The sequence below is a fragment of the Bradyrhizobium sp. C9 genome (assembly GCF_002532045.1).
Taxonomy (GTDB): domain Bacteria; phylum Pseudomonadota; class Alphaproteobacteria; order Rhizobiales; family Xanthobacteraceae; genus Bradyrhizobium.
This window is the reverse complement of the sequence record NZ_NWTG01000031.1, coordinates 65,125-79,186: the sequence shown is the minus strand read 5'-3', so window position 1 is coordinate 79,186 and position 14,062 is coordinate 65,125. Positions and strand designations below refer to the sequence as shown.

The following is a 14,062-nucleotide window of genomic DNA, read 5'->3' as shown; positions in this document are numbered from 1 at the left end:
CTATGAATCAGTGATCAAACCACTTGGGAATCCTGAATGTCGATCGGCCCTAGAGCGTTTTCGAGCGAAGTGGATACCGGTTCGCGTTAAGAAAACGCGTCATAAAGAGACTCTGGAGCCCCGTTTCGATTCAATCGGAACGGGGTTTTAGAAGGGCGCTGACGGTCAGGCCTGTTCGGCGACTTTCAGGGCCTCGGTGCGGATCTCCTCGACCAGCCGCTCCTTCAGGGCAACGAATTCGGGCGTGGTCTTGATCTTGTAGGAGCGGGGATGCGGCAGGTCGACGGTGATCTCCGCCTTGATGCGGCCGGGACGTGCGCTCATCACGATGACGCGGCTGCCGAGGAAGATCGCTTCCTCGATGTCGTGGGTGACGAACAGCACCGTCTTCTGGTCGCGTTCCCAGATCCCGAGTAGCATCTCCTGCATCAATGCCCGCGTCTGGTTGTCGAGCGCGCCGAACGGCTCGTCGAGCAGCAGGATCTTCGGATCATTGGCCAGCGCGCGGGCGATCGCGGTGCGCTGCTGCATGCCGCCCGACAGCTGCTTCGGCCAGTGGTTCTCGAAGCCGGATAGCCCGACCCGGCGGATGAACGCGTCGGCGATGTCATGGCGCTCGGCTTGCGCAACGCCGCGCTCGCGCAGGCCGAAGGCGATGTTCTCCCGCACGGTCAGCCAGGGAAACAAAGTGTAGGACTGAAACACCATGCCGCGATCGGCGCCGGGGCCGGTGACCTCGCGCCCGTCGAGCGTGACGCGGCCGCTGGTCGGCCGGTCGAGCCCGGCGATGATCCGGAGCAGGGTGGACTTTCCGCAGCCGGAGGGGCCGAGGATGGTGACGAAGTCATTGTCGCCGACATCGAGCGAGGTCGGCTCGAGGGCCCTCGTCGGCGCGTTGCCGGCGCGGGCGGGGAAGGTGCGCGAGACCTGATCGATCCTGAGCGCGGTCATGCGAGCTTCCACGGGAATAGCCAGGCGTTGAATGCCTTGAACAGGAAATCGGAGATCAGGCCGATCAGCCCGATCACGATGATGCCGAAGATGATCTGGCCGGTGTTGAGCAGCGCCTGGCTGTCGGTGATCATGTGCCCGATGCCGGACGACGAGCCGATCAGCTCGGCCACGATGACGTAGGTCCAGGCCCAGCCGAGCACCAGCCTCAGGATCTCGGCGATCTCGGGCGCCGCAGACGGCAGCAGCACGCGGCGAATGACGCCGCTGTCGCGGGCGCCGAGCGTGTAGGCGGCTTCGACCAGGTCGCGCCGCGTGGCGCCGACGGTCACGGCCACCATCAGGATGATCTGAAACACCGCGCCGATGAAGATCACCAGCAGCTTTTGTAATTCGCCGATGCCGGCCCACAGGATCAACAGCGGGATGAAGGCGGAGGCCGGCAGATAGCGCGCAAAGGACACGAACGGTTCGAGGAAGGCCTCGACCGGCTTGTACGCGCCCATGAGCACGCCGAGCGGCACCGCGATGATGGCGGCAAGCGCAAAGCCGCCGATGACGCGCCAGATCGTCATGCCGATGTCGAACAGGAAGCCTTGCTTGGCGAGCAGCTCATAGCCTTCCTGCACCATGGTCAGCGGGTTGGCGAGGAATGTCTTCGACACATGGCCGCCGAACGTCGCCCAGGACCAGAGGGCGACGAACAGCACGAAGAAGGCGAGGCCGTAGACCACGCGCTGCTTCGATGTTGTGGGCTCGAGGGGACGCATCAATTGATCCGGGCGTATCTCATGCGCCGATCCCGCCCGGCTTTCGCGAGGCGGGATCGGCCGAAATGATGGCTGCGTTACTTGATGAAGCTGGCGTCGTAGATGTCCTCGACCTTCGGCGCGGCCTTGATGATGCCGACCTCGAGCAGGAGCTCGGCGGCATCCTTGTTGAAGGTGAGGAAGTCGCCGGCGAAGAACTTCTGGTTGGCGGCCTTGTCCTGCCAGCGCAGGTACTTTGCCGAGTTGCCGAACTGCTCGCCGGACTGCTTCACGTCCGCGCCCATGATCTCATAGGCCTTGGCCTGATCCTTGGCGATCATGTCGAGCGCCTCGAAATAGCTGTTGGCCAGCGCCTGCGCCGCCTTCGGATTGTCGGTCAGGAATCTCGGCGTGCAGCCGAACGTGTCCATCACAATTGGATAGTCGAGCGTGGTGGCGATGATCTTGCCCTTGTCGGGGGCGGCACGCACCGTCGACAAATAAGGCTCGTAGGTCATCGCCGCGTCGTTCTGGCCGGAGACGAAAGCCTGCGCCGCGGCGGCCGGCTCCAGATTCACCACGGTGACGTCCTTCACCGTGAGGCCGTTCTTCTTCAGCATCCAGGCCAGCGCGAAGTAGGGTGAGGTGCCCGGCGCTGATGCTGCGACGGTCTTGCCCTTCAAGTCCTTGATCGCGGCGACGTCGTTGCGCACGGCCATGCCGTCGGCGCCGTAGCTCTTGTCGAGCTGGAAGATCTGCTTGGTCGCGACGCCGTTCGCGTTCCAGGAGATCCAGGTCTCCACCGTCGTCGCCGCGCACTGGATGTCGCCCGAAGCGATCGCGAGATGCCGGTCCTTCTGCGGGATCTTCTTCAAGGTTACGTCGAGGCCGTTCTTCTTGAAGATGCCGGCCTCCTTGGCGAGCGTCAGCGGCGCGAAGCCGGTCCATCCGGAGATGCCGACGCCGACCTTGACGTCATCCGCGAACGCGGCAGTGGACGCGAGCAGAGCTGCGATTGCGGGCAATAGTTTGAAGGAACGCATTGTCGACCCCTTGAACGATGGATTGAACCTTGTTGATGTCTTCACGTCAGTCGCGGCGGATTGCCGCATCAGAAACGTCGGTGGATGGTGGCCCATGATGCATTGCATGAAATATGCCGCGCAAGGCGCCTTCAGCCTCCCTTGAAGCGAGCGACCAATCGGTGCGTCTCGCCTGGATAATGCAGCCGCACCGCGGTCACGGTGCGTGCGCTGCGCCAGGTGTAGCGGTCGATCACGAGGCAGGGCGCGCCGACCGCGATGCCGAGCGCCTTTGCCGTGCGGTCGTCCGCAACAACCGCGCTGATCGTATGTTCGGCTTCCGTCCACGGCACATGATGCAGCAGCCATGATCCCGGCGGCTCGCGCGCAAAGTCCGCGGTCGCGGCTTCCGGAACCGTGGAGAGGTCGATCAGCCGGTCCTCGACCGCAAACGGCACATTGTCGGCGCTGTGCCGGCAGGCGATCGCGATCACCTTGCCGGCCGTGCTCACTCCGAGCCGGGCACGATCGGCCGCGGTCGCGGTGCGCCGCCGGCAGTCGATCAGCTGGTAGCCGTAGCTGCGGCCGAGCGCCGTGATCTCGGCACGCATGTCGGCAATCTTGAGCACTGCCGACAGATGCTGCGGTCGGCGTACGAATGAGCCGGCACGCCGCCGCCGCTCGATCAGGTCGGCCTGCGCCAGTTCCGACAGCGCCTTGTTCACCGTCATGCGCGAGCAGCGATAGCGCGCCATCAACTGGTGCTCGAACGGGATGCGGTGGCCCGGGGGCCATTCGCCGGTCAGGATCCGGGTCTCGATGTCGAGCCGGATCCGCTTGTAGAGCGTCGGCTTGCCGCTTGCGCCCGGTTTCACCCGTTCGGAGGCGAGGCTCATGCGACGAGCCTCCGGACGCTGGCATTGAACCGCTCGCGCGCCTTGTCGCGCAACCTGTGCCGTCCGCCCATGACCAGCTTGTCGCCGCCGGCCCACACGCAATCGACCGCATCGCTTGCCGACGCAAACAGCCAGCCGTCGAGAACGGCATCGCCCGACCGTCCCGCCAGCGATGGGTGTGCGATATTGAGGCTGACGATGTCGGCGCGCGCACCGGGCGTGAGCCCCGCGTTGGCCTGCGCCAGGGCCTGCGCGCCGCCGGCGAGCGCGTGGTCGAACAGGGCGCGGCCGGTGGATGCACCCGGACGCCCGGAGAGCACATTGCGCTCGCGATGCTTGAGCCGCTGGCCGTATTCGAGTTGACGAAGCTCATCGGCGACCCCGACCAGGACGTTGGAATCCGTTCCGATGCCGAACCGGCCGCCGGCGGCAAGGAATTCGCGCGCCGAAAAGATGCCATCGCCGAGGCTGGCTTCTGTCACCGGGCAGAGGCCGGCAACCGCGCCGCTGCCGGCGAGCGCAGCGACTTCCCGATCCGTCATGTGGGTCGCATGAATCAGGCACCAGTGTCGATCGACGGGCGCATGTTCAAGCAGCCATTCGACCGGTCGCTGTCCCGACCAGGCCACGCAATCCTCCACCTCGCGCACCTGTTCGGCGGCGTGGATGTGGATTGGATCCGTCCCGGCAAGCGGAATGATTGCCGCGAGCTCATCCGGCGCCACGGCGCGCAGGCTGTGCGGGGCGATGCCGATGTTGGCACCGGGGAGTGCCCGGATCGCCTCGCGCGATGCCGCCATCAGCGCGGCGAATTGATCGACCGAGCAGATGAAGCGACGCTGCCCGGCATGCGGTGCTGCGCCGCCGAAAGTGCCGTGGGCATAGAAACTCGGCAGCAGCGTAAGCCCGATGCCGGAGGCCTCAGTCGCCTCCGCGATACGCACGGCCACCTCGGCCGGATTGGCGTAAGGCGAGCCGTCGCGATCATGATGGAGATAGTGGAACTCACCGACGCGGGTAAAGCCGCGCTCGAGCATCTCGACATAGAGCAGGGTCGCAACGGCGGCGACGTCGTCCGGCGTCATCGTCAGCGCAAAGCGGTACATCGTCTCGCGCCAGGTCCAGAACGTATCGGTGCTGTCGCCGCGCAGTTCGGCAAGGCCGGCCATGCCGCGCTGAAACGCGTGGCTGTGCAGGCTCGCCAGTCCGGGAACCGCCAATTGGTGACACTCGTCGCCGGCGGCGGGCGCGACGCCCGCCGACACTGCGGCGATCGTGCCGTCGGTGACCACAACTTGCACGTCATTGGCCCAGCCGGAGGGCAGCAGCGCGAATGCGAAATGCAGTCGTGTCATTTTTCCATGCCGGCTGGACAGAACTCCGACACGATTATATGTCTAGACATATAAGTCAAGCATCCCACCTTAAGGGAACGATCGCATGGCAGAGCGTTTCGACCGCATCTGGCATAATGCCCGGCTCGCCACGATGCGTGATGATCGCGCCGATCTCGGTGAGATCGAGCGCGGCATGGTCGCGGCGCGCGACGGCCGCATCGCCTATGCGGGCGCGCAGTCGGACTTTCCTGTGGACGCGGACGCCGTCGAGCGGATCGATTGCGGTGGCCGCTGGATCACGCCCGGGCTGGTCGATTGCCACACGCATCTCGTCTATGGCGGCAACCGTGCGCACGAGTTCGAACTTCGCCTCAAAGGCGCGAGCTATGAGGAAATCGCGCGCGCGGGCGGCGGAATCGTCTCGACCGTTGCCGCAACGCGCAGCGCGACGGAGGCCGAGCTCGTTGCCGGCGCGCTGCCGCGGCTGGACGCGCTGATCGGTGAGGGCGCAACCACCGTCGAGATCAAGTCCGGCTATGGCCTCAATGCCGAGACCGAGATGCGGCAGCTTGCGGCGGCACGCAGCCTCGGCCGCCTGCGACCGGTTGCGATCCGCACATCCTTCCTCGGTGCGCACGCGTTGCCGCCCGAAGCCGATGGCGACAAGGACCGCTACATTGATCTGGTCTGCAACGAGATGCTGCCGGCGGTGGCCAAGGCCGGCCTTGCCGATGCCGTCGACGGCTTCATGGAAGGCATTGCATTTTCCGGAGAGCAGACGGCTCGGGTCTTCGCCGTAGCGCGTGCGTTCGGGCTGCCGGTCAAGCTGCATGCAGACCAGTTGTCGAATCTCGGCGGCGCCGCGCTCGCCGCACAATTTTCCGCGCTATCGGCCGATCATCTGGAACACACCGATGAAGCCGGTGCTGTCGCGATGGCCAAGGCCGGCACGGTCGCGGTGCTGCTGCCCGGCGCGTTCTATTTCATTCGTGAAACGCAGAAGCCGCCGGTCGAGCTGTTCCGCAGCCACGGCGTGCACATGGCGCTGGCGACCGACTGCAATCCCGGCAGCTCGCCGCTGACCTCGCTCCTGCTTGCGATGAACATGGGCGCAACGCTGTTCCGGATGACCGTCGCCGAATGCCTTGCCGGGGTGACGCGGGAAGGGGCGCGCGCGCTCGGCGTGCTCGACGAGACCGGTACGCTCGAGGCCGGCAAATGGTGCGATCTGGCGATCTGGGACATCGAGCGCCCCGCCGAGCTGGTCTACCGCATCGGCTTCAATCCGCTGCACAGCCGGGTGTGGAGAGGGCAATGAGCGATACCGACGCTCCAATTGTCGTGACGCCCGGCACGGTCGGCCTCGACGTGCTAGCGCGCGTGCTTGCCGGCGCGGCCATCGCGCTCGATCCGTCGTTCTGGCCGCGCGTCGAGGCAGCTGCGGCAATTGTGGCGAAAGCGGCGCAGATCGACATTCCCGTGTACGGGATCAATACCGGTTTCGGGAAGCTGGCCTCGACGCGCATCGCGCCTGATCAGACGGCGCTGCTTCAACGCAACCTGATCCTGTCGCATTGCTGCGGAGTTGGGCCGGCCACGCCCGAACCGATCGTGCGCTTGATGATGGCGCTGAAGGTCATTTCGCTCGGCCGCGGCGCATCCGGCGTGCGGCGCGATGTGATCGAGCAGTTGCAGGGCATGCTGGCGCGCGGCGTCGTACCGCTTGTGCCGCAGCAGGGCTCGGTCGGCGCCTCCGGCGATCTGGCGCCGCTTGCCCATATGACGGCAGTCATGATCGGGGAAGGGCAGGCATTCCTTGATGGCAGGATCGTGCCGGGTCGTGACGCGCTTGCCGCTGCGGGGCTCGCGCCGCTGACGCTCGGGCCCAAGGAGGGGCTCGCGCTGATCAACGGCACGCAGTTTTCGACCGCCTATGCGATTTCCGGCGTGCTGCGCGCGCATCGTCTGGCGCGTGCCGCGCTGGTGACCGGCGCGCTGTCGGTCGATGCGGCGATGGCATCCACGGTGCCGTTTCGTCCGGAGATCCAGTCCTTGCGTGGCCATGATGGGCAGATCGCAGCGGCTGCGGCGCTGACCGCGTTGCTCGATGGCAGCGACATCCGGCAATCGCACCTCGAAGGCGACGAGCGGGTGCAGGATCCATATTGCCTGCGCTGCCAGCCGCAGGTTGCGGGCGCGGTGCTCGACCTGCTGGTACGCGCCGCGCGCGGACTGACGATTGAGGCCAATGCCGTAACGGATAACCCGCTGGTCCTGGTCGAGACCTCCGAGATTGTCTCGGGCGGCAATTTCCACGCCGAGCCGGTGGCGTTCGCCGCCGACCAGATCGCGCTGGCGCTTTCGGAGATCGGCGCTACCAGCGAGCGCCGGATCGCGACCCTCGTCGATCCGGCGCTGAATTTTGGCCTGCCGCCGTTCCTGACGCCCGAGCCCGGCATCAATTCCGGGTTCATGATCGCCGAGGTGACGGCGGCCGCGCTTTATGCCGAGAACAAGCAGCGCGCGATGCCGTGCTCGATCGATTCCACGCCGACCAGCGCCAATCAGGAGGATCACGTCTCGATGGCGGCACACGCCGCGCGCCGGCTGTCCGACATGGCCGACAACCTCGCGGCCATCCTCGGCATCGAGCTTCTGGTCGCCGCGCAGGGCATCACGCTGCGCGCACCACACTCGACCAGCGTGCCGCTCGCTGCGGTCATTGCGGCGCTGCGCGCGCATGTTCCGGCGCTCGCCGCGGACCGTTACATGGCTGACGATCTCGCGCGGGCAGCGTCGCTGGTCGAAGCCGACGCGTTGCCTGCCGCTGCGATCGCGGCCCTTTCATCCGATCCGTTTCCAAAACTTGCGTAGCCGACAGGGACATCCGTCATGAACCGCCGACTGGATAACGAACGTATCATCCGCGCTCCCCGCGGCTCCGACATCAGCGCGAAGAGCTGGCTGACCGAAGCGCCGCTGCGCATGTTGATGAACAATCTGGATCCCGATGTCGCCGAGCGTCCGAGCGAGCTCGTGGTCTATGGCGGCATCGGCCGTGCGGCGCGCGACTGGGAGAGCTTTGACCGGATCGCCGCCTCCTTGCGCAAGCTCGAAGGCGACCAGACGCTCCTCGTACAGTCCGGCAAGCCGGTCGGGATTTTCCGCACCCATGCGGACGCACCGCGCGTCCTGATCGCGAATTCGAATCTGGTGCCGCACTGGGCGACGCTCGACCATTTCAACGAGCTCGATCGCCAGGGTCTGATGATGTTCGGCCAGATGACGGCAGGGTCGTGGATCTATATCGGCAGCCAGGGGATCGTGCAGGGGACCTACGAGACATTCGTCGAGGTCGGCCGCCGGCACTATAACGGCAGCCTCGCCGGCAAATGGATCCTGACGGCGGGCCTTGGCGGCATGGGCGGCGCGCAGCCGCTGGCCGCGACCATGGCCGGCGCTTCGATGCTCGCGGTCGAGTGCCAGCCGAGCCGCATCGAGATGCGGCTGCGCACGGGGTATCTCGACCGGCAGGCGACGTCGCTCGACGAAGCCCTCGCAATCATCGCCGACGCAGCCAAGACCCAAAAGCCGGTGTCGGTCGGTCTGCTCGGCAATGCGGCCGAGATCTTTCCCGAGTTGGTGCGCCGCGGCGTGCGGCCGGACATCGTCACCGACCAGACCAGCGCGCATGATCCGATCAACGGCTATCTGCCGAAGGGATGGACGCTCGCCGAATGGGAGGCGCGGCGCGCCGCCGATCCGAAGGCGGTCGAGACCGCGGCGAAGACCTCGATGGTCGATCACGTCCAGGCGATGCTGGATTTCCACGCGCAGGGAATCCCGACGCTCGACTACGGCAACAACATCCGCCAGATGGCCAAGGACATGGGCCTGAAGCAGGCGTTCGACTTTCCCGGTTTCGTTCCGGCCTACATCCGTCCGCTGTTCTGCCGCGGCGTCGGGCCGTTCCGCTGGGCGGCGTTGTCGGGCGACCCCGAGGACATCTTCAAGACCGATGCGAAGGTCAAGGAGCTGATGCCCAACGATGGTCATCTGCACAACTGGCTCGACATGGCGAAGGCGCGCATCAAGTTCCAGGGGCTGCCGGCGCGGATCTGCTGGGTCGGCCTCGGCGACCGCCATCGGCTCGGCCTTGCCTTCAACGAGATGGTGGCGCGTGGCGAGCTCAAGGCGCCGATCGTGATCGGCCGCGATCATCTCGACAGCGGCTCGGTGGCAAGCCCGAACCGTGAGACCGAGGCGATGCGCGACGGCTCCGATGCGGTGTCCGACTGGCCGCTGCTCAACGCGCTGCTCAACTGTGCGAGCGGCGCCACCTGGGTGTCGCTGCACCATGGCGGCGGCGTCGGCATCGGCTATTCGCAGCACGCCGGCATGGTGATCGTCGCAGACGGCACACCGGAGGCGGCGCGCCGGCTCGAACGCGTGCTGTGGAACGATCCGGCGACGGGGGTCATGCGCCACGCCGACGCCGGATATGAAACCGCGATCGAATGCGCTCGCGCCAACGGGCTCGATCTGCCGAGCTTGCGCTGACGGCGGCCGTTGGTTCGGGAGTCACTTGCAGTTCAGGCGCGTCTTCCGATCGGAACTGCACAGCTTAGCGCGCAATCGCCTTGCGGCTCTCAACCTTCTGGTTGATGTCCGCGAGGTGACCGGCGAGCCTTGATGCGGGAGGTCGGCGATGCAGCTACCTGAGATAGATGCTCCGCCGGGCGCTGCACCTGTGATCCGTCGCTGGCGACATCCCGATTGCCTGCTTTCGCGTCAGCGGCGCTGACAGGATGAGCTGCCTGGGTGCTTGTCTCGCGGCAGATGACATGCAATCTTCCGCCCCCGGCAATGCTGTTCGAGAGCAACAAGAACAATAATCCCTCTCGTCCCTCCAATTCTGTCGAGGGCCTGATCATGTCGAACCCTATTCAAGCGACCTCCGCTCCGTGGCGGATAGGCGTGCTGTTCTCGCGAACCGGCTTCATGTCGGTGATCGAGGAGACCCAGTATCAGGGCACGCAGCTTGCGATCGAGGAGGTGAACGAGGGAGGCGGGGTCTGCGGCCGCGAGCTGGTTCCCGTCGCCTACGACCCCGGCTCGGATTCAGCCGCCTATGGTCACTACGCCAAGCGGCTGATGGTCGAGGATCAGGTCAGCACCATCTTCGGCTGTTACACCTCGTCAAGCCGCAAGGCCGTGCTGCCGGTGGTCGAACGGCTCAACGGCCTGCTCTGGTACCCGACACTCTATGAAGGTTTCGAGGCGTCGCCGAACGTCATCTACACCGGCGCCTCACCGAATCAGAACAGCCTCGCACTGTGCCGCTACTTGATGGATACGTTCGGAACACGATTCTATTTCGTGGGGTCTGATTACATCTATCCGCGCGAATCCAACCGGGTGATGCGGGAGCTGCTGAAGAGCAACGGCGGCTCGGTGGTCGGCGAACGCTACGTCAATGTCTATGCGCGCTGGCAGGACTTCGTCCCGATCATCCAGGACATCAAGCGGGTCAGGCCCGACGTGATCTTCTCGACCGTCGTGGGGGAGGGCACGGTCTTCCTCTATCAGGCCTACGCGAATGTCGGGCTCGATCCAAAGCAAGTGCCGATCGCCAGCCTGACCACGACGGAAGCCGAAATCGCCGCCATGGGCTTCGACGTCGGCGAAGGACACGTCACCGCGGCATCCTATTTCCAGGGCGTCGAGGGCAGTGCCAACAACGCATTCGTGCAGCGCTTCAAGAAGCGGTTCGGCGCCGATATCTCCACCAACATGTGCGCCGAGGCATCCTATTTCCAGCTGCATCTGTTTGCGAAGGCGCTCGAGCAGGTCAATTCGCTCGACACGGAAGTGCTTCGCTCGATGGTGTTCGGTACCAGCTTTGATGCACCGCAAGGTGCCGTCACCGTCAACCCGATGTCGGGCCACACCGATCTGTGGACCCGCATCGGACGCGCCAACCGCCAGGGACAGTTCGACGTGGTCAGCCAGTCGAAGGAGCCGGTGCATGCGGATCCGTTCCTGATCGGGTATGGTCGAGCAACGCAAACAGGAAGCGTCCAATGAACGAGCAGTCGCGTAAGCCGTCGCTGAGCCGAGACGTCGGCGGACGCAAGACCATGGTGCAGGAACTGGCCGATCTGTCGGCCGTGGTTGTCGCGCCGGTCGACGATCAGGTCGGCATGTTGCTCCGCGAATTACAGCGGTTCAGGATGCGGGTGCGCCAGGTTTGGCCGATGCCGGAGAGCGTGCCGGCCGATGCCGACGTGGTGTACTGCGAATATTCGCCGGATCTCGCGCGGCGCCTGCCGTGGATTCCAGGCGATGCGCGTTCCGCGCTGGTCGTGATCCTGCCAGCGACGGAAGCCGTTCACGCCGATGCGCTGTGTCATGCGACGCCCAACGCGGTTCTGCCGCGGCCGTTCACGCAGAATGCAGTGCTGTCCAGCCTCGTGCTGGCGCGCAGCCAGTTCAGCTACGAACGGCGGCTGCGCAGCAAGATCGAGAAGCTCGACGACAATCTGCGCTCGATGCGTACGGTGGAACGCGCCAAGGCCATCCTGATGGCAACGCGCCAGATGCCGGAAACCGAAGCCTATGGATTCATCAGACGGCAGGCGATGGATCGTCGCGTGTCGGCAAGTGCAGTCGCCGCGGCGATTGTTGACTCGTTCGAACTGCTTGGCTACGATCATCAACAGTAAGCCCCAATAGCGGGGCCGGCGGCGACAGCGCCGCCTTCGACACAACCGGCAACAAAGCCCTCCCAATGCTCGCGTAAGCGCGCATCGGGAGGGCTTTTTGTTTTTTCAGTCCTGAAGGGAGCTAGGGATGAGCATTTCACGGCGGACTTTGCTGAGGAATACCGCGGCGCTTGGCGCATTTGCCGGCGCCGGACTGCCGCATATCTGGATCAAGAACGCCGACCTCGCTTACGCCGCGGGCGGCGAGATCAAGGTCGGCGTGCTGTTCTCGCTGACGGGAACGACCGCGATCATCGAGGAATCGCTCAACAAGGCGACGCTGCTCGCGATCGAGGAAATCAACGCCGCCGGCGGCATCAAGGGCAGCAAGATCGTGCCGATCGTCGAGGATCCCGCGTCGGATCCGGCGACGTTCTCGGAGAAGGCGCGCAAGCTCGTGGTCGGCGACAAATGCGTCAGCGTATTCGGCTCCTACACCTCGGCGAGCCGCAAGGCGGTGCTTCCGGTCTTCGAGCGGCAGAACAATCTCTATTGGTATCCGACGCTCTATGAGGGCCGCGAGTGCTCCAAGAACGTCATCTACACCGGCGCGGTGCCGAACCAGCAGCAGGACGAGTTCGTGCCGTGGCTGGTCAAGAAGTTCGGCAAGAAGTTCTATCTGATCGGCTCCAACTACATCTATCCGAAGGAAGAGAACAACTACTGCAAGAAGCTGCTCGAGAAGCTCGGCGGCGAAGTCGTGGCGGAAGAATATGTGCCGCTCGGCCATTCCGAATTCTCTTCCGTCATCAACAAGATCCGCTCGACGCAGCCGAACGTGATCTTCTCCACCGTGGTCGGCGATTCCGTGGTCGCACTGCATCGTCAGTACAAGGCGGCCGGTCTCGATCCCGAGAAGATGCCGATGGCGAGTCTCACGACCTCCGAGAACGAGGTCGCGGCGATGGGCGGCGAGGCTGCTGCCGGTCACTTCACCTCGGCGCCGTACTTCATGGTGCACAAGTCGCCCGAGAACGAGAAGTTCGTCGAGGCCTACAAGAAGCGCTGGGGCGCCGACAAGGTGACGCATTTCGTCTCCGAGGCCTGCTACTTCCAGACCTATCTGTTCAAGCAGGCGGTCGAGAAGCTTGCGACCAGCGACCTCACGCCGCCGAACATCCGCGATGCGGTCAAGGGCCAGAGCATGATCGCGCCGCAGGGCAAGGTTCAGATCGAGCCGGAGAATCTGCACACCTGGCTGTGGCCCAAGATCGCGCAGGCGAAGTCGAACGGCCAGTTCGAGATTCTCGTCGAGGCCAAGGATTGGCTGAAGCCGGTGCCTTACGCGGCCTATCCCGGGCAGTCCTGCACCGAGAAGGGCCTGGTCGAGAAGAGCTGACGGGGGCCGACGACGGCCGTCGGCGTGCGGCGCCGGCGGCCGGCTTCCGGCAACGAAAGCGGCCTCTCGTACACATGCGAGGGGCGCATGACGCACCAAATCGAATATCGAAAGCGGATCCCGACGTGGACCAATTCATCGAACAAATCGTCACAGGCCTCAGCATCGGGTCGATCCTGCTGCTGGTGGCGCTGGGACTGTCCATCATCTACGGCTCGATGGGCATCATCAATCTCGCCCATGGCGAGTTCGTGATGCTCGGCGCTTACGCCGCCTGGGTGTTCCACACCTATCTCGGGCTCGGCCTGCTGGCGAGCCTCGTTCCGATCTTCCTGGTGGTTGCGGCGTTCGGCTGGGTCATCGAACGTTACGTGCTGAGCCTGCTCAACAACCGGCCGCTCGATACGATCCTCGCCACCTGGGGCGTCGGCATCATGCTGCAACAAGCAGTGCGGCTGATGGTCGGCAGCGAGCTGCGCTATGTGCAGCTGCCGCCGGCGTTGGCCGACAGCATGAACGTGTTCGGCATCCCGATATCGTCGTATCGGGTGTTCCTGTTCGTCGTGTCGATCGCGCTGTTCGGTGCGACCTGGATGCTCATGAACCGCACCACGGTCGGGATGAAGCTGCGTGCCATCATCCAGGACCGCTCGGTCGCAGCCTCGTTCGGCATCAACGCCAAGCGGGTCTATGCGCTGACCTTCGCCTATGGCGCCGGCCTTGCCGGACTTGCCGGCGCGCTGGTGTCGCCGCTCAAGAGCGTGTCGCCCGATATGGGCACCGGCTACGTGGTCGACGCCTTCATGGTGGTCGTGCTCGGCGGCGTGCAGAGCCTCGCCGGCACCGTGGCGAGCGCCTTCATCCTCGGCGAGCTCTCCGGCGGCATCGCCTTCCTGCAGAACGACACGGTCGCCAAGACGATCGTGCTGCTCGCCATCGTCGTGCTCATTCGTTTCCGCCCCGAGGGGCTTTTCACCGCACGCGTGCGGGCCTGAGACAGATCG

At 64.9% G+C, this 14,062-nt stretch carries 12 protein-coding genes; 7 read left to right on the top strand and 5 right to left on the bottom strand.

All coding sequences use genetic code 11. The features are described from left to right. Positions 1–165: 165 nt before the first annotated feature. The 5 genes from CO675_RS35405 to CO675_RS35385 all read right to left on the bottom strand — a co-directional run bounded on the left by CO675_RS35405 (position 166) and on the right by CO675_RS35385 (position 4,973). Positions 166–951, bottom strand: a complete 786-nt coding sequence (locus CO675_RS35405; RefSeq protein ID WP_198964860.1) for an ABC transporter ATP-binding protein — start codon at positions 949–951, stop codon at positions 166–168. Continuing rightward, positions 948–1,721 (bottom strand): ABC transporter permease, encoded by a 774-nt coding sequence (locus CO675_RS35400; RefSeq protein WP_097676515.1) that lies wholly within the window; start codon positions 1,719–1,721, stop codon positions 948–950. Before CO675_RS35400 ends, CO675_RS35405 begins: the two co-directional genes overlap by 4 nt. Before the next feature lie 77 nt (positions 1,722–1,798). Beyond that, positions 1,799–2,743 (bottom strand): ABC transporter substrate-binding protein, encoded by a 945-nt coding sequence (locus CO675_RS35395; protein ID WP_097676514.1) that lies wholly within the window; start codon positions 2,741–2,743, stop codon positions 1,799–1,801. Between the two features lie 131 nt (positions 2,744–2,874). Beyond that, positions 2,875–3,618, bottom strand: a complete 744-nt coding sequence (gene hutC, locus CO675_RS35390) for a histidine utilization transcriptional repressor HutC (protein ID WP_097676513.1) — start codon at positions 3,616–3,618, stop codon at positions 2,875–2,877. Then, positions 3,615–4,973 carry a formimidoylglutamate deiminase gene (locus CO675_RS35385; protein ID WP_097676512.1) on the bottom strand — a complete coding sequence of 453 codons (1,359 nt, stop codon included), beginning with the start codon at positions 4,971–4,973 and terminating at the stop codon, positions 3,615–3,617. Before CO675_RS35385 ends, hutC begins: the two co-directional genes overlap by 4 nt. An 85-nt stretch (positions 4,974–5,058) precedes the next feature. Between CO675_RS35385 and hutI the strand changes: the two genes are divergently transcribed. The 7 genes from hutI to urtB all read left to right on the top strand — a co-directional run bounded on the left by hutI (position 5,059) and on the right by urtB (position 14,053). After that, complete coding sequence (hutI, locus tag CO675_RS35380; protein ID WP_097676511.1) at positions 5,059–6,273, top strand: imidazolonepropionase; 1,215 nt, start codon at positions 5,059–5,061, stop codon at positions 6,271–6,273. After that, positions 6,270–7,829: a histidine ammonia-lyase gene (gene hutH, locus CO675_RS35375; RefSeq protein ID WP_097676510.1), complete on the top strand. Its 1,560-nt coding sequence runs from the start codon at positions 6,270–6,272 to the stop codon at positions 7,827–7,829. Before hutI ends, hutH begins: the two co-directional genes overlap by 4 nt. An 18-nt stretch (positions 7,830–7,847) precedes the next feature. Continuing rightward, the gene (gene hutU / locus CO675_RS35370) at positions 7,848–9,515 is read left to right on the top strand and encodes a urocanate hydratase (protein WP_097676509.1); all 1,668 of its coding nucleotides are present in this window, start codon (positions 7,848–7,850) and stop codon (positions 9,513–9,515) included. A gap of 372 nt (positions 9,516–9,887) precedes the next feature. Continuing rightward, positions 9,888–11,042 carry a transporter substrate-binding domain-containing protein gene (locus CO675_RS35365; protein WP_050400285.1) on the top strand — a complete coding sequence of 385 codons (1,155 nt, stop codon included), beginning with the start codon at positions 9,888–9,890 and terminating at the stop codon, positions 11,040–11,042. Next, entirely contained in the window at positions 11,039–11,680 is a 642-nt protein-coding gene (locus CO675_RS35360; protein ID WP_092125390.1) for an ANTAR domain-containing response regulator, read from the top strand. The genes CO675_RS35365 and CO675_RS35360 overlap by 4 nt, the downstream gene beginning before the upstream one ends. A gap of 127 nt (positions 11,681–11,807) precedes the next feature. Continuing rightward, positions 11,808–13,058, top strand: coding sequence for a transporter substrate-binding domain-containing protein (locus tag CO675_RS35355; RefSeq protein ID WP_245453048.1), 1,251 nt, complete (start codon positions 11,808–11,810; stop codon positions 13,056–13,058). A 125-nt stretch (positions 13,059–13,183) separates the two neighbouring features. Further along, the gene (urtB, locus tag CO675_RS35350) at positions 13,184–14,053 is read left to right on the top strand and encodes an urea ABC transporter permease subunit UrtB (RefSeq protein WP_097676507.1); all 870 of its coding nucleotides are present in this window, start codon (positions 13,184–13,186) and stop codon (positions 14,051–14,053) included. Positions 14,054–14,062 lie beyond the last annotated feature (9 nt).